This window comes from Conexibacter arvalis (genome assembly GCF_014199525.1).
In the GTDB taxonomy this organism is placed as follows: domain Bacteria; phylum Actinomycetota; class Thermoleophilia; order Solirubrobacterales; family Solirubrobacteraceae; genus Conexibacter; species Conexibacter arvalis.
Genome location: NZ_JACHNU010000002.1, coordinates 20,780 through 34,752 on the forward strand (window position 1 = coordinate 20,780; position 13,973 = coordinate 34,752).

Genomic DNA, 13,973 nt, shown 5'->3' on the forward strand with positions numbered 1-13,973 from the left:
CCGTCAGGCGACGAGCGTCCCGAAGTCGTGGGCCAGCAGACGCTCGACGTTGGCGACGAACGCCTGGAACTCCGGCATGTCGTGCTCGGTCGCCTGCGCGTGGTCGGCGTCGGCGCGCGTTCTCCACACGAACAGGTCGGCGTAGGTGCCGTCCTCCAGCCGCCCGAGGCGCAGGTCGACGAGGCCCGGGTAGGCGGCGCGGAAGGCGGCCTCCATCGCCGGGCGGGCCGCCGCCAGCGCCTCCTCGGCGCCGGCCTTCGGCGCGAAGCGGACCAGCTCGAAGCAGGCGCTCATCAGCCGTTGGCCGGGTGGGCGACGCGGCGGGCGCCCTTGACGGCGACCGCCTCGAACTCGAGTCTCATGCCGGGGAAGGCGAGGTCGCAGATGACCAGTGCGCCCGAGGCCGGCGGGATCTCGCCGATGAACTCCTTGATCACCTCGTCCATCTCCAGCGCGTACTCGCGCTTGGTGACGTACGGGTGGAACCAGACGATCTCGTCGAGCGACGAGCCCGACGCCTCCAGCGACGCCTTCAGGTTGAGCATCGCCTGGCGCGCCTGCGCCGGGATGTCGTCGGGCAGCTCGCCGGTCTCCGGATCGTGGCCGCTGAGGCCCGAGACGAAGACGGCCTGGTCGCTCGCGATCGCGAGCGCGAACGGATGCGGGGTGCCGGGCGGCCGGAACGAGACCCAGTCGGACATCGTGCGTTCTCCTTCTGCTGTGTGGTGGGTTCGGTGTGGCCGCTCAGGCGCCGGCCTGCGCGGCGACGAAGTCGGCGATCGTCGTGGCGAGCTTCCGCGGCTCGGTCACGTGCGGCAGGTGGCCGGTCGGGTGCCTGTCGCCCGTGAGGACCTCCAGGCGCCCGTTCGGCAGCAGCTCCGCCCAGCGCTCCATGTGCGCGCCGGGGATCAGGCGGTCGTCCTCCGCGGCGACGAGCAGCGCCGGAGCGGTCACGCGCGCGAGGCGGTGGTCGAGCTTGACGTCGTAGCGCGGGTTGAAGTGCAGCCGCGCGAGCATCGTCATCTCCTGGTAGCCGTGGATCAGCGCCTCGCCGGGGTCGCCCTCCTCCAGGTACTCCGCGTACTCCGCCGCGTGCCCGTTGAAGAGCAGGCCGTCGGCCTCCTCCGGCGTCATGCGGAAGACGTCGGCCATCGGGTGCCCGGGGACGCGCAGGCCCGGTGCGGTCACGAGCGTGAGGCTCTTGACCCGCTCCGGGTAGTAGACGGCGAACTCGGCCGCGAGGAAGCCGCCGAGCGAGTGGCCGACGAGGTGGAAGCGCTCCCACCCGAAGGCGCGCACGAGCGCGTCGTAGTGGAGCACGACGTCGTCGATGCGGTCGACCTCGGGGGTCAGCGGCGTGTCGCCGAAGCCGGGGTGCTCGGGCGCCAGCAGCTCGACCCGCTCCGCCAGCGCCTGGTGGAACGGCAGCCACCGGCGCGTCTGCCCGGCGCCGTGCAGGAACAGCACCGGCTCGCCGGCGCCGTCGCGGCGGTAGGCGGTTCTGAGGCCGTCGACCTCGATGAACTCCGGCTCGGTGTGGAACGGCCACAGCGGGGCCGTCGTCGTCTCAGCCATGAGGCTCCTTCTGCAGATCGGGAAGAGGTCAGGCGTCGAGCCGATCGCGCACCGCTCTGCGCAGCTCGGGGACGTGGGCCGTCAGCGTCTCGACGATGCCGACGCCCTCGATCTCGGCCTGCGGCTGGCGCCTCGGCTGCGAGCGGACGGCCAGCTCGGCGCGCGTGCGCGGGATCGGCTGCGGCTCGCGCGCCCAGGTCGGGGCGGCGCCCTTGGGGCGGAAGCGCGGCAGCACCTGCTCGGCGAAGAGCGTCAGGCTCTTGTGGATCATCCACAGCGGCTCGGTGCCGTTGTTGGCCGACAGGCAGACGCGCCCGGCGCCCAGCTCGTCGACGATCTCCTCGATCCCCGCGGCGACCGTCTCGGGCGAGCCGACAACGATCCAGCGCTCGCGCACGAGGTCGTCCCAGGTCATCTCGGCGGGCGGCTTGCTGCGGTAGCCGCCGTCGACCATCCCCCGCAGCGACCTCAGCGAGACGTGCCCGGGCGGGAACGAGTCCTGGAAGGTCGAGCGGAAGAAGTTCTGCATCAGCCACATGATGTGCGGCTCCACCTCGCGCCGGGCCTGCTCGTCGGTCTCGGCGACGTGGACGAAGAGGTTGACCGAGATCTGCCGCGGATCGGCCTCGTAGCCGTTCTGCTCGCACAGCTCGCGGAAGAGGTCGCAGTTGCGCTTCAGCGCCGCGCGCGGGTTGAGGACCGCCTGGTAGGTGTATCTGTGCTTCGCGGTCAGCTCCAGCGTCTCGCGGGAGCCGGCCGCCGGGATGAAGATCGGCGGGTGCGGCGCCTGGACCGGGCGCGGCCACAGGTTCACGTACGGGACGTGGAAGTGCTTGCCCTGGAAGTCGAACGGGCCCGGTCTCGTCATCGCCGCGATCAGCAGCTCGTGGGCCTCGTTCCAGCGCTCGCGTGCGAACGCCGGGTTCATGTTCCCGTAGCTGTGGTACTGCATCCCGGTGCCCATCGGCAGGCCGAGCACCAGCCGCCCGTTGGAGAGCTGGTCGACCAGCGCGACCTCCTCCGCGAGCCGGATCGGCGACTGGTAGGCGTTCATGATCGGGCCGACGGCGGCGATCTTGATGTTGCTCGTGACCGCCGCGATGTAGGCCGACAGCGTCAGGCCGCTGCCGCTGAGGCCGATCGGGCCGTTGTGCTGCTCGCTGTGCAGGACGCCGTCGAAGCCGAGCTTCTCGGCCAAGACGAAGGTGTCGAGGAAGTCGTCGAGCATCCGGCGCGCCGACGGGCCGTCGTAGAACTCGGTCGGCAGCGAGATGAAGTTCGTGCGCGACCACTGGCCGATCTCGTCGTTGTGCGGCACGAACGGGTACTCGCCGTCGTGGAGCACGAAGAATTCGATGTCTCTCATCTGCTGGTCCTTGCTCAGCCGAGCGGGATGATCCCCAGCGCGTGCAGCACGCTGGCCTTGTTCCATGACGCCCAGTCCTCGACGATCAGCCCCTCGGAGTCGAAGCGGCTGATCGTGATCCCGGTCGCGGTGATGCGCTTGTGGGTCGGGCCGATCCCGAGGTAGTCGCCGGCGTGCGTGCCGATCGCGACCCAGCGGTAGGCGACGCGGTCGCCCTCGGCGACGGCGTCCTCGATCCGCGTGCTCAGATCCGGGAAGCCGCGCTTGAGCGCGGCGAGCACGTCGCGGAAGCCCTCGCGCGTGTACTCGCCGTCGGCCGAGCGGCGGACGTAGCCGGGCGCGAACCAGCGGCCCATCTCATCCAGCCGCCCCTCGTCGTCGATCGCCCTCCAGGCGGCGAGCAGCGCGGAGCGGTTGGCCTCTGCAGCGGTCGTGCTCATGCGGCCTCCCCGGCCGGTTGCAGGCGGTCGCCGTCGTAGAGGCGGCCGCCAAGGTAGACGAGCGGTGCCGCGCCGGTGGAGTCGGCGTCGACGACGCGCCCGACGAAGATCGTGTGCGTGTGGGCCGGCGTCCTCGACTCGACCTCCACCTCGAGGTGGGCGGCGGCGCCGTCCAGCAGCGGCGAGCCGCGGCGGCCGGGCCGCCAGCGCAGCGCGGCGAACTTGTCGCCGCCCGACCTGGCGAAGGCGGCCGCGACGGCGGCCTGGTCGTGCGCGAGCACGTTGACCGCGAAGTGGTCGCCGCGCAGCAGGTGCGGGTGGGTCTGCGACGACTCCGCGACGCAGGCCATCACCGTCGGCGGCTCCAGCGAGATCGACGAGAAGGCGTTGACGGCGAGGCCGTACGGGACCCCGTCGACCGCGACCGTCACGATCGTGACGCCGGTCGGGTAGCCGCGGTGGACCTGACGGACGGCGTCGGCGAGCGACGCGCCGGGCGCTCCGGGTGCGGGCGCGCCGGGCGCGGTCGCGGACCGGGCCGCGTCAGAGGATGACCGAGACAACCTTCTCCTCCGTGTTCGCGTGCAGCCCCGCGAGGCCGAGCTCGCGGCCGATGCCGCTCGCCTTCACGCCGCCCCACGGCAGCCGCGGGTCGGGGATACCCCAGCCGTTGACCCACACGGCGCCGGCGCGGACGCCGGCGGCGAGCCGGTGGGCGGCCGACAGGTCGCGCGTCCACAGCATCGCGACGAGGCCGTATCTCGTGTCGTTGGCGAGCGCGAGCGCCTCGGCGTCGTCGGCGAACTCGATCACCGTGCCGACCGGGCCGAAGATCTCCTCGCGCGCGATCGTGAGGTCGTTGCGACCGAGGAAGACGGTCGGCTCGACGAAGTGGCCCGGGCGGTCGATCCGGCGCCCGCCGGTCACGAGCGTCGCCCCCTCGCGCTCGCCCGCGGCGACGTAGCCGAGCACCCGCTCGCGCTGGGCGGCGTTGATCAGCGCGCCCATTCTCGTCGCGGGGTCGAACGGGTCGCCGACGGTCAGCTCGCGCGCCGCCGCGGCGAGCCGCTCGACGACCTCGTCGCGTCGGTCGCGATGGACGAGCACGCGCGAGCCGGCGGCGCAGATCTCGCCGGCGTTGGCGAACAGCGCGGCGGCGACGACCGGCAGCGCGGCGTCGAGGTCGGCGTCGGCGCGGATCACCTGCGGCGACTTGCCGCCCAGCTCCAGCGTCACCTTCTTGAACGGCGGCCCGGCGACGCGCGCGATCTCGGCGCCGACCTCCGGGCTGCCGGTGAAGGAGACCTTGTCGACGCCGGGGTGGCGGACGAGCGCCGCGCCGGCGACCGCGCCGAGCCCGGGCAGCACGTTGAGGACCCCGGCCGGGATGCCGGCCTCCGCGGCCAGCTCGGCGAGCTTGAGCGCGGTCAGCGGCGCATCCTCCGGCGGCTTGACGACGACGGTGCAGCCGGCCGCCAGCGCCGGCGCGATCTTCCAGGCGGCGATCATCGTCGGCGCGTTCCACGGCGTGATCGCCGCGACGACGCCGACCGGCTCGCGCACGGTGTAGGAGAGGCGCGGTCTGCCGCCCATCTCCGGGACGGGGATCGTCGCGCCGTGGAGCTTGTCGGCCCAGCCGGCGAAGTGGCGGAAGGTCTCGGCGGCGGCCGGCACGTCGATCGCGCGCGGGTCGCCGACCGGCTTGCCGACCTCCAGCGCCTCCAGCGTCGCCAGCTCGTCGACGTCGCGCTCGATCAGGTCGGCGAGGCGGTTGAGCAGGCGTCCGCGCTCGGCGCCGGGCATGCGGGACCAGGGGCCGCCGTCGAACTGGCGCCGGGCGGCGGCGACGGCGGCGTCGACGTCGCGCTCGGTCGCGGACGCGACCTCGGCGATCCGCTCCTCGGTGGCCGGGTTCTCCAGCGCGAAGGCGCCGCCGTCGGCGGCGTCGCGCCACTCCCCGTCCAGATACAGCTGCGTCGCCGGCAGCCTGACCGTCATCTCCCTGCTCCCATCTCAATCACAGTGTCCGATTATCGATGCGTGACGTTCGTTATTGTAGCACCCGTGGCCGTCATGCGGACGGGCGCGGAACCTCGCCGACCAGCGCCGCCGCGGCCTCGATCGCCGCCTCCTGATGGGGCTGCAGCGCCTGCCAGCCCATCGACGCGATCGGCAGCTCCCACGGGTCCTCGACCTCGGTCCGCTCGCCCGACAGCTGCTCCATCACCGCGAGGCCGCAGAACGGCGCGAGGCCGGTGTGATAGCCGCCCTCGTGGGTCATCGCCAGCCGTCCGGCGCAATGGCGCTCGGCGACCTCCATCGCATGCCGCGTCATCGTGCGGAAGGCGCCGGGGTTGAGCTGCTGGCGGCCCATCGGATCGTGCGCGCCGGCGTCGAAGCCGCAGGCGATCAGCAGCAGGTCGGGCGCGAAGGCGTCGAGCGCCGGCACGATCACCCGCTCGAACGCCGCCTCGTAGGCGCCGATCCCGCAGCCGGGCGGCAGCGGCAGGTTGAGGTTGGCCCCATGGCCGGCGCCGCCGCCGCGCTCCTCCAGCGCGCCGGAGCCCGGCGGGAAGACGTTCTCCTGGTGGAGCGAGATCGTCAGCGTCGACGGGTCCGCCCAGAAGGCCTCCTGGGCGCCGTTGCCGTGGTGGACGTCCCAGTCGACGATCGCGATCCGCTCGGCGCCGTGCTCGGCGCGCGCGTGCAGCGCCGCCAGCACGACGTTGTTGTAGATGCAGAAGCCCTTGCCCTCCGCCGCGACGGCGTGATGGCCGCAGGGGCGGATCAGCGCGTAGGCGTTCGCCACCCGGCCCGCCATCACGGCGTCGACCGCCGCGATCGCGCCGCCGGCCGCCAGCCGCGCGATCGGCTCCGAGCCGCGGCCGACGAAGGCGTCGAAGCCGAACGGGCCGCCCTCCCCCTCCGACAGCTCCCGCGCGCGGGCGATGTGGGCGGGCGTGTGGAAGCGCTCCAGCTGCGCGTCGGTCGCCGGCGCCGGCTCGAGCTGCACCAGCTTGCCCAGCAGTCCGCTCGCGTCGATCAGGTTGCGGATCCGCCGCTTCGTCGCGGCGTGCTCGGCATGCTGCTCGCCGGGCTCGACCCAGCCGCCCGCGCGCAGCGGGCCGGTGCCTGCGCCGATGTCATGCCAGGCGTAGCGCTCGTGCCAGACGAAACCGGTCGTTGCCATCGATTCCTCCCTCGGCGCGGGGCGCGCCGGACGGCGCGCCCCGTCGCGTCTCTTCCGCTCTAGCCCCACTCGGGGGTGAACGCGTCCACGTTGTCCTGCTTGAGGACGCGCGGCTCGGTCAGGTCGTAGACGCTGACCGCGTCTCTCTCGATCGCTCTGCCGTTGACGGCGTCGACGATCATCTGCGCCGCGATCTCGCCCATCTGGACGGGAAGGAGCGCCTGCGTCGAGAAGACGTCGCCGGCGGCGATCCCCTTCACGCCCTCCCTGGAGCCGCCGTCGCCGGTGATCAGCACTCTCCCCTCGCGGCCGAGGTCCTTGACGACCTTCGCCGCCTGCACCGCCGTCGAGTCGGTCGAGGCGACGATCACGTCGGTGTTCGGCTGCGCGCGCAGCAGGTCGTTGACGACTCTCTGCCCGACGGCGCCGTCGTAGCCGTCCTCGCCGAGGCCGAGCCGCTTGTAGCCGGCGTCTCCGCCGAGCTGCTCCTCGAAGACCTTCATGCGCGTGTCGTCGAGCTGGTAGGAGCGGTCGCCGATGATCAGCAGGTAGTTGCACGGGTCGGCTCTCAGCTGCTCGCACGCCTCTCTCAACAGCTCGATCTGCCCCTCGGCGGTCGAGGAGGCCGGAATCAGCACCGAGCCGACGACGCCCTCGACCTGCGGCTCGAGCTTCTCCGGGTCGGGGCCGATCGCCGTCTCCAGCGCGACGATCGGGATGCCGGCCTCGCGCGCGGCGGTGACGCAGGCGACGGCGGCCGGGCCGCTGTTGCCGTTCATCACGATGCCGTTGTACTTGCCGGTCGTGACGACGTCCTGGCAGTCGGCGTTCTGTCTCTGCGCGTCGAAGCCGCCGTCGAAGATCGTCAGGCTGCCGCCGTTGGCCTCGGCGACGCTTCTGAGGCCGTTGACCTGGCCCTGGCCGAAGTCGCTGATGTCGCCCGTCAGGAAGGCGATCTTGGGCGCCGTCGCGCCGTCGGCGGTCGTCGCCGCCGCCGTCGCGCCGCTGCCGCCGTCGTCGTCGCCGGATCCGCAGCCGACGCCGAACGCGGCGATCGCCGCGATCGCGCCGACCGCCGCCAGACGCGTACCGAATGTGCTCCTCACCACTGACCTCCTGGACACGCCGACACGCGGGCCGGCGTCGTTGTCGAGAACCTTCAGGCCCGCTTGCCGCGGCGAATCCACGCGTCGCTCCCGACCGCGAGGATGATGATCGCCCCGGTGAAGATCCGCTGGTACAGCGGATCGGTTCCGAGCAGGTTGAAGCCGTTGCCCACCAGCGCGAGCAGGAAGACGCCGAGGATCGTGCGCCAGATCGCGCCCTCGCCGCCCATCACCGAGGTCCCTCCGACGAGGACCGCGGCGATCGCGTCGAACTCGATGCCCATGCCGGTGTTGCCGTCGACCGTCAGCGTCCGGCTCGCGACCAGCACGCCGCCGAGCGCCGAGGCGAAGCCCATCAGGACGTAGGCGAGCGCGCGGACGCGGTTGACGCGCACGCCCGAGAGCCGCGCCGCCTCGGCGTTCCCGCCGACCGCGAACAGGTGCCGTCCGTAGACGGTGCGGTTGAGCAGGAAGGCGCAGAAGAGCGCGAACGCGGCGAAGATGAAGACCGATATGCGAACGTCGAGCACTCTCGGCTGCGAGAGGTTGCCGAACGAGGCGTCCGAGATCGCCACGAGGAAGCCGCCCGAGATCGCCAGCGCCAGCCCGCGGAAGACGAGCGTCGTCGCGATCGTCGCGACGAACGGGTTGAGCCGCCCGACGGTCGCGAGCACGCCGTTGACGAGGCCGAGCGCCATGCCGGCCGTCAACGCGGCCAGCACGCCCAGCTCGGCGCCGGAGGAGTTGGTCACCTTCGCGCCGACGATCGCGGTGACGGCGAAGATCGCGCCGACCGAGAGGTCGAAGCCGCCCGCGATGATCACGAGCGTCATCCCGCAGGCGAGGATCCCGAGCGCCGCCGACTGGTCGGCGAGGTTGAGCAGGTTGCCCTTCGTCAGGAAGACGTCCGAGCTGAACGTCAGGACCAGGAAGAGCGCGATGAACGCGAAGACGATGCCGTAGTCGCGCAGGCTGCCGACCTCGAACGAGCGCCGCGCGCCGCCGCGGGCCTGAGTGCGCGCGTCGAGCGCGGCGGTCGGGCCCTGCGGTTCGTTGGTGCTCACGCTGCTTCCTCCTCGTCGATGCCCTTGACTCGTCTGCTGGTGCCGAAGGCCGCGGTCAGCACCTTCTCGTCGGTCGCCTCGTCGCTCGAGAGCTCGGCCGCGACGCGGCCCCGGCGCATCACCAGCACCCGGTTCGCGAGGCCGAGCACCTCCTCCAGCTCGCTGGAGATCACGAGCACGGCGACGCCCTGCGCGGCGAGGCCGCGCAGCAGGTCGTAGATCGCGCTCTTGGCGCCGACGTCGACGCCGCGCGTCGGCTCGTCGGCGATCAGCACGCGCGGCGTCTTCATCAGCCACTTGGCGAGCGCGACCTTCTGCTGGTTGCCGCCGGAGAGGCTCGCGACCGGCGCGTCGGCGCCGTCGCACTTGACCCCAAGGCGCTCGATCAGCTCCCGCGCTCTGGCGCTCTCGCCGCGGCGGCGGACGACCCCGCCGCCGGCGACCAGGCGCAGGTGCGGGAGCGTGATGTTCTCGCCGACGGAGCGGAGCATCAGCAGCCCCTGCTCCTTGCGGCTCTCCGGCAGCATCGCGATCCCGGCGCGGATCGCGTCGGCCGGCGCGCGCAGCCTCAGCGCCCTGCCGTCGAGCTCGATCGTGCCGGCGTCGATCCGGTCGGCGCCGAACAGCGCCCGCGCGACCTCCGTGCGGCCGCTGCCGACGAGGCCGGCGATGCCGACGATCTCGCCGGCGCGCAGCGTCACGTCGACGCCCTCGATCGCGCCGGCGCGGGTCAGGCCACGCGCCCGCAGCACGACCGGGGCGTCGTCGGCGGGCGGCGCCGGGTCGGGGAAGGCGACGTCGAGCGAGCGCCCCAGCATCGCCAGCACGAGGCTGTCCTGCGTCTGCTCGGAGGCCGGCCCGCTCTGCACGAAGCGGCCGTCCTTGAGGACGGTGATCGTGTCCGACAGCGCCAGCACCTCGCGCAGGAAGTGCGAGACGAAGACGATCGTCGTGCCTCTGTCGCGCAGGTCGCGCATGATCGCGTGGAGCCGCTGCGCCTCGTCGGGCGTCAGCGGAGCGGTCGGCTCGTCCATCACGATCAGCTCGGCGTTGCGGGCGAGCGCGCGCAGGATCTCGACCTTCTGCTGGTCGGCGACGCGGAGGCTGCCGACGGGCGCGTCGGGATCGAGGTCGAAGCCGGTCCGCGCGGCGAGCGCGCGGAAGCGCTCGCGCGCCTGGCGGTCCTTCGCGACGCCGGCGCGGTGCTGCTCGCTGCCGAGGAAGACGTTGTCGAGCACCGAGCGCGCCGGGACGAGCGCCAGCTCCTGGTCGATCATCGCGATCCCGTCGCGGATCGCCTCGTGCGGGGCGCGGTAGTGGACGGCGCGGCCGCCGACGGAGACCGTGCCGCCGTCCGGCCGCACGACGCCGGCGAGGATCTTGCCGAGCGTCGACTTGCCGGCTCCGTTCTCCCCCACCAGCGCGTGGATCTCGCCGCGGCGGATCGTCACGTCGACGTCGCGCAGCGCGTGCACGCCGCCGTAGCGCTTCACCACGCCACGGGCCTCGATGTGCGGGGGCCGGTGGTCCGGCGTCCCTGTCGCAGTCACTCCATCACTCCCTGTCCGAAAAACGAACACTTAAGTTCGATGTCTGGAATCCTAAGGATGCCGGCGGCGGGCTGTCAAGGCTCCGGACGGCGAGATGCGGGATTGACCAACTCACCATCCGAGCAGGGGAAATCGCGCGCTGACGCGTCCTTCGCGCAGCACGTCACAGCCCGGTCTCTCTCCGGGTGACAGCATCCAATACTTCGATTCCCGACACCACGCGCCCGCGTAGTGGGCGGCGGCGGCGGGCGGGCCGGGCGGCGCGCGGCGGCGCGGGCGACGCGGCGGCGCGGGCGACGCGGCGGCGCGGGCGGCGCGGCAGGCGCGCCGGGCGCGACACGCGCGGGAGGCGCAGCCTGCGCGGGCCGGCACGGGCCGGCGCGACAGGCGCGGTCGCTCAGCCGGGCGACACGAGCCGCCGCACCTCGGCGACGTCGGCGGCGATCTGCGCGATCAGCTCCGCCTCGCCGGCGAACGCCAGCTCCGGTCGCAGCCGGTGCAGCAGCACCACCTCCAGCTCGACGCCGTAGAGATCGCCCTCGAAGTCGAGCAGGTGGGCCTCCAGCAGCGGCTCCAGGCCGCTGCCGTAGGTCGGCCGCACGCCGATCGAGACCGCCGCGGGGCGACCGCCGGCCGTGCCGGCGTAGACGCCGAACGGCGGCAGCTGCGCCCCCGGCCCCGGCCGCAGGTTCGCGGTGGGGAAGCCGAGCAGCCGCCCGCGCCTGTCGCCCGGCACGACGACGCCGCGGACGACCGCGAGCGGCTCGATCGCCTCGCCGCCGACGGCGCCGCGGAGTGCGTGCTCGCCGGCCGCCCGCCCACCGGTCGCCGCGCCGCCCGCCGGCCGGCCGGCGGCGCGCGACGGACCGCTCACGGCCGCAGCGGGGCGCGCAGCTCCTCGACGTGCGCGGTCCGCACGTCGACGACGCCGTGGCCGGGGATCCGCGCCTGCGGGAATCGCTCCGGCGCCTCGCGCACCGCGCCGAGCTGGGCGTGGGTGCCTGCGGGACGCGGGTCCTCCTGCGCCCAGATCGGCTTGCCGCCGGGGTCGCGGAAGCGCGGCATCACCTGCTCGGCCATCAGCGTCAGCGACTTGCGGATCAGCCAGTTGGGCATCGCGCCGAAGTCGGCGACGTGGATCACGATCCCGGCGCCGAGCTCGGCGACGATCTCCTCGAGCTGCTCGGTGACCGTGTCGGGCGATCCGATCACCGCCCACCCCTCGGCGGTCAGCTCGTCGTAGGTCATCTGGCCCATGTCCTTCTCGCGGTAGCCGCCGCCGAGCATGAAGCCGCGCAGCGACTCGATGCTGAAGTGGCCGGGCGGGAAGGCGTCGTGTCTGGGGGAGCGGTTGATGTTCTGGAACAGCCACATCAGGTGCGGCTCGGCCTCGCGGCGGGCCTGCTCGTCGGACTCGGCGACGTGGATGAAGAGGACCGCGGCGATCTGCTTGGGCGACGGCTCGTAGCCGTGCTTGTCGGCGGCCTTTCTGAACGTCTCGACGTTGCGCTTCAGCACCCGCCGCGGCGAGAACAGCGCCTGGTAGGTGTATCTGTGCTCGGCGCACTTCTCCAGCGTCAGCTTCGAGCCGGCGGCGGGGATCCAGACGTGCGGGTGGGGCTGCTGGATCGGCCGCGGCCACAGGTTCGCGTACGGCACGTGGAAATACTTGCCCTGCCACTCGAACGGACCCGGCGAGGTGAATGCCTTCATCATCAGGTCATGTCCCTCCCAGTACCGCTCCCGCGCCTGCGAGGGGTTCATCGTGGCGGCGGCGTGATAGTTCATGCCGTGGCCCATCGGCAGCCCGACGATCAGCCGCCCGCCCGACATCGCGTCGAGCATCGCCAGCTCCTCGGCGGCGCGCATCGGCGAGCTGAAGACGTTGAGGATCGGCCCGAGCGTGCCGATCATGATCCGCTCGGTCTTCGCCGCCAGGTACGCGGCGGTCAGGTTGGCCGACGGCGTCATCCCGACCGGGCCGCCCATCTGCGTCGTCGTGTGGATGCCGTCGAAGCCGAGCTTCTCGCCGAAGACCAGCGTGTCGAGGTAGGAGTCGAGGTACCACTGGCCGCGGACCGGGTCGTAGTGCCTGTTGGGCAGGTCGATGTAGGCCGAGTTCGGCAGCTCGTCGGCGTGCGGGATGTCCGGGTACGCGCCGTAGTTGAAGAGGTGGAACTCAAGCCGATTCATCGTCTCCCTTTCATGCACTGTCACCGTGACCCTTCACCTGGCCCGCGCTTGACGTGCGAGGTCTCCCTCAATACCGTTAGCCGAACATAGCAGCCCGATATTCGGATGCCAAGACCTGTAGGGAGGAATTCCGTGGCGCACGACACCGCAACGCTGGAGGCCCGTTCCTGGGCCCATTGGACGACGCCCGCGTGGGCGACCGTCGACGGCCTGGAGACGGCCTACCGGCGCGAGGGCGAGGGCGAGCCGCTGCTGTTCCTGCACGGCGCCGGCCTGACGCGCATGTGGCAGCCGCTGTACGCGCGGCTCGCCGAGTCGTTCGACACGATCGTGCCCGAGCATCCCGGCTTCGGCGACACCGCGATGCCGGAATGGCTCGACGGGATCGACGACCTCGTCCTCCACTACGACGCCTTCCTCGACGGCCTCGGCGTCGAGCGCGTCCACCTCGTCGGCCACTCGCTCGGCGCGTGGATCGCGGCGAGCCTCGCGCTCACCTACCCGCGCCGCTTCGCATCGCTGACGTTGATGGCGCCGATCGGCCTGCGCGTCCCGGAGGCGCCGCCGGCCGACCCCTTCCGCTGGTCGCCGGAGGTCGCGCTGGAGACCCTCTTCAGCGGCGTCGGCGAGCGCTACGCCGAGTACCTCGAGCAGGCCGGCGAGGTCGAGGACACGCTCCACGCCTACGGCGAGTCGATCACCTTCGCGCGGCTGACCTGGAACCCCCGCTACGACGTCCGGCTCGACCGCCGCCTCGCGCGCGTCGCCGCGCCGACGCAGGTGATCGGCTTCGCCGACGACCGCTTCGTTCCGGCCGCCCACCCGCGCCGCTGGGCCGAGCTGATTTCGGGCGCGACCCACGTCGAGCTGGAGGGCGTCGGCGACGAGCCGGCCTCCCACCTCGCCGTCGTCCAGCAGCCCGACCGGATCGCCGAGCTGATCGCCGCCCACGCGCACCGCAACGCGCTCGCGTGAGGCTCGTCGTACGCGCGAGTGCGAGCGCGGGCGGTGCCGACGGCGCGGGCCCGGCGGGCGCGGGCGGTGCCGCGGGCGCGGCGGGCGCGGGCGGAGCGGGCACGGCGGGCGCGGGCGGAGCGGACGCGGCGGGCGCGGGCGGAGCGGACGCGGCGGGCGCGGGCGGAGCGGGCGCGGGCGCGGGCGCCGGCGGTGCTGACATGCGGCACGCGACCGTCGCGCTCGAAGAGCCCGACGACTTCGGCCGCTTCGCCGTGATCGACGGCACCGGCGACGACGCGGGGCTCGGCGAGGCGATCGCCGGACACGGCCGTCTCACCGACGGCGGCGACGTGTTCGTCGCGATCGACGCGCTGCTGGCGCTCGCCGGCGAGCGCGCCGACGACCCCGCCTGGCGCGCCGGCTTCGACCAGATGGTCGCGTTCGCCCGCGGGCATGGCTGGCTCGACGAGGCGGGCACGGCGGTCCGCGCCCACGTCGAGCCGCTCGGCTAGCGCGTCGTCCGAGACGCCGC

General features: G+C 72.9%; 15 protein-coding genes. 2 read left to right on the forward strand and 13 right to left on the reverse strand.

Annotated features, from left to right (window positions below):
• Window positions 1-3: 3 nt before the first annotated feature.
• The 13 genes from BDZ31_RS08650 to BDZ31_RS08710 all read right to left on the reverse strand — a co-directional run bounded on the left by BDZ31_RS08650 (window position 4) and on the right by BDZ31_RS08710 (window position 12,484).
• A complete protein-coding gene (locus tag BDZ31_RS08650; protein ID WP_183341136.1) occupies window positions 4-294 on the reverse strand; it encodes an antibiotic biosynthesis monooxygenase in 291 nt (96 codons plus the stop codon).
• On the reverse strand, window positions 294-701 hold the full coding sequence (locus tag BDZ31_RS08655) for a RidA family protein (protein ID WP_183341138.1): 408 nt from the start codon (window positions 699-701) through the stop codon (window positions 294-296). The genes BDZ31_RS08650 and BDZ31_RS08655 overlap by 1 nt, the downstream gene beginning before the upstream one ends.
• Window positions 702-744: 43 nt before the next feature.
• A complete protein-coding gene (locus BDZ31_RS08660) occupies window positions 745-1,575 on the reverse strand; it encodes an alpha/beta fold hydrolase (protein ID WP_183341140.1) in 831 nt (276 codons plus the stop codon).
• A 28-nt stretch (window positions 1,576-1,603) separates the two neighbouring features.
• The gene (locus BDZ31_RS08665) at window positions 1,604-2,941 is read right to left on the reverse strand and encodes an LLM class flavin-dependent oxidoreductase (RefSeq protein ID WP_183341142.1); all 1,338 of its coding nucleotides are present in this window, start codon (window positions 2,939-2,941) and stop codon (window positions 1,604-1,606) included.
• 14 nt (window positions 2,942-2,955) lie between these two features.
• On the reverse strand, window positions 2,956-3,381 hold the full coding sequence (locus tag BDZ31_RS08670; RefSeq protein ID WP_183341144.1) for an ester cyclase: 426 nt from the start codon (window positions 3,379-3,381) through the stop codon (window positions 2,956-2,958).
• A complete protein-coding gene (locus BDZ31_RS08675) occupies window positions 3,378-3,944 on the reverse strand; it encodes a flavin reductase family protein (RefSeq protein ID WP_183341146.1) in 567 nt (188 codons plus the stop codon). The genes BDZ31_RS08670 and BDZ31_RS08675 overlap by 4 nt, the downstream gene beginning before the upstream one ends.
• Window positions 3,925-5,379, reverse strand: coding sequence for an aldehyde dehydrogenase family protein (locus BDZ31_RS08680; RefSeq protein WP_183341148.1), 1,455 nt, complete (start codon window positions 5,377-5,379; stop codon window positions 3,925-3,927). Before BDZ31_RS08680 ends, BDZ31_RS08675 begins: the two co-directional genes overlap by 20 nt.
• Window positions 5,380-5,452: 73 nt before the next feature.
• The gene (locus BDZ31_RS08685; RefSeq protein ID WP_183341150.1) at window positions 5,453-6,571 is read right to left on the reverse strand and encodes a class II histone deacetylase; all 1,119 of its coding nucleotides are present in this window, start codon (window positions 6,569-6,571) and stop codon (window positions 5,453-5,455) included.
• Between the two features lie 59 nt (window positions 6,572-6,630).
• Window positions 6,631-7,677 (reverse strand): substrate-binding domain-containing protein, encoded by a 1,047-nt coding sequence (locus BDZ31_RS08690; protein WP_183341152.1) that lies wholly within the window; start codon window positions 7,675-7,677, stop codon window positions 6,631-6,633.
• 53 nt (window positions 7,678-7,730) lie between these two features.
• Window positions 7,731-8,741 (reverse strand): ABC transporter permease subunit, encoded by a 1,011-nt coding sequence (locus BDZ31_RS08695; RefSeq protein WP_183341153.1) that lies wholly within the window; start codon window positions 8,739-8,741, stop codon window positions 7,731-7,733.
• Window positions 8,738-10,291: an ATP-binding cassette domain-containing protein gene (locus BDZ31_RS08700; RefSeq protein WP_183341155.1), complete on the reverse strand. Its 1,554-nt coding sequence runs from the start codon at window positions 10,289-10,291 to the stop codon at window positions 8,738-8,740. The genes BDZ31_RS08695 and BDZ31_RS08700 overlap by 4 nt, the downstream gene beginning before the upstream one ends.
• A gap of 397 nt (window positions 10,292-10,688) precedes the next feature.
• The gene (locus BDZ31_RS08705; protein WP_183341157.1) at window positions 10,689-11,165 is read right to left on the reverse strand and encodes a riboflavin kinase; all 477 of its coding nucleotides are present in this window, start codon (window positions 11,163-11,165) and stop codon (window positions 10,689-10,691) included.
• Window positions 11,162-12,484, reverse strand: coding sequence for an LLM class flavin-dependent oxidoreductase (locus BDZ31_RS08710; RefSeq protein ID WP_183341159.1), 1,323 nt, complete (start codon window positions 12,482-12,484; stop codon window positions 11,162-11,164). Before BDZ31_RS08710 ends, BDZ31_RS08705 begins: the two co-directional genes overlap by 4 nt.
• A gap of 132 nt (window positions 12,485-12,616) precedes the next feature.
• On the opposite strand from BDZ31_RS08710, the gene BDZ31_RS08715 reads away from it, so the two are divergent.
• Both BDZ31_RS08715 and BDZ31_RS08720 read left to right on the forward strand, forming a co-directional pair.
• Complete coding sequence (locus BDZ31_RS08715; RefSeq protein WP_183341161.1) at window positions 12,617-13,459, forward strand: alpha/beta fold hydrolase; 843 nt, start codon at window positions 12,617-12,619, stop codon at window positions 13,457-13,459.
• Between the two features lie 200 nt (window positions 13,460-13,659).
• Window positions 13,660-13,953 (forward strand): hypothetical protein, encoded by a 294-nt coding sequence (locus BDZ31_RS08720; protein WP_183341163.1) that lies wholly within the window; start codon window positions 13,660-13,662, stop codon window positions 13,951-13,953.
• Window positions 13,954-13,973 lie beyond the last annotated feature (20 nt).

Bases quoted from the DNA above. Each gene is read 5' to 3' on its own strand.
- BDZ31_RS08650 (WP_183341136.1), bottom strand. From the start codon at position 294: ATGAGCGCCTGCTTCGAGCTGGTCCGCTTCGCGCCGAAGGCCGGCGCC.
- BDZ31_RS08655 (WP_183341138.1), bottom strand. From the start codon at position 701: ATGTCCGACTGGGTCTCGTTCCGGCCGCCCGGCACCCCGCATCCGTTC.
- BDZ31_RS08660 (WP_183341140.1), bottom strand. From the start codon at position 1,575: ATGGCTGAGACGACGACGGCCCCGCTGTGGCCGTTCCACACCGAGCCG.
- BDZ31_RS08665 (WP_183341142.1), bottom strand. From the start codon at position 2,941: ATGAGAGACATCGAATTCTTCGTGCTCCACGACGGCGAGTACCCGTTC.
- BDZ31_RS08670 (WP_183341144.1), bottom strand. From the start codon at position 3,381: ATGAGCACGACCGCTGCAGAGGCCAACCGCTCCGCGCTGCTCGCCGCC.
- BDZ31_RS08680 (WP_183341148.1), bottom strand. From the start codon at position 5,379: ATGACGGTCAGGCTGCCGGCGACGCAGCTGTATCTGGACGGGGAGTGG.
- BDZ31_RS08685 (WP_183341150.1), bottom strand. From the start codon at position 6,571: ATGGCAACGACCGGTTTCGTCTGGCACGAGCGCTACGCCTGGCATGAC.
- BDZ31_RS08710 (WP_183341159.1), bottom strand. From the start codon at position 12,484: ATGAATCGGCTTGAGTTCCACCTCTTCAACTACGGCGCGTACCCGGAC.
- BDZ31_RS08720 (WP_183341163.1), top strand. From the start codon at position 13,660: ATGCGGCACGCGACCGTCGCGCTCGAAGAGCCCGACGACTTCGGCCGC.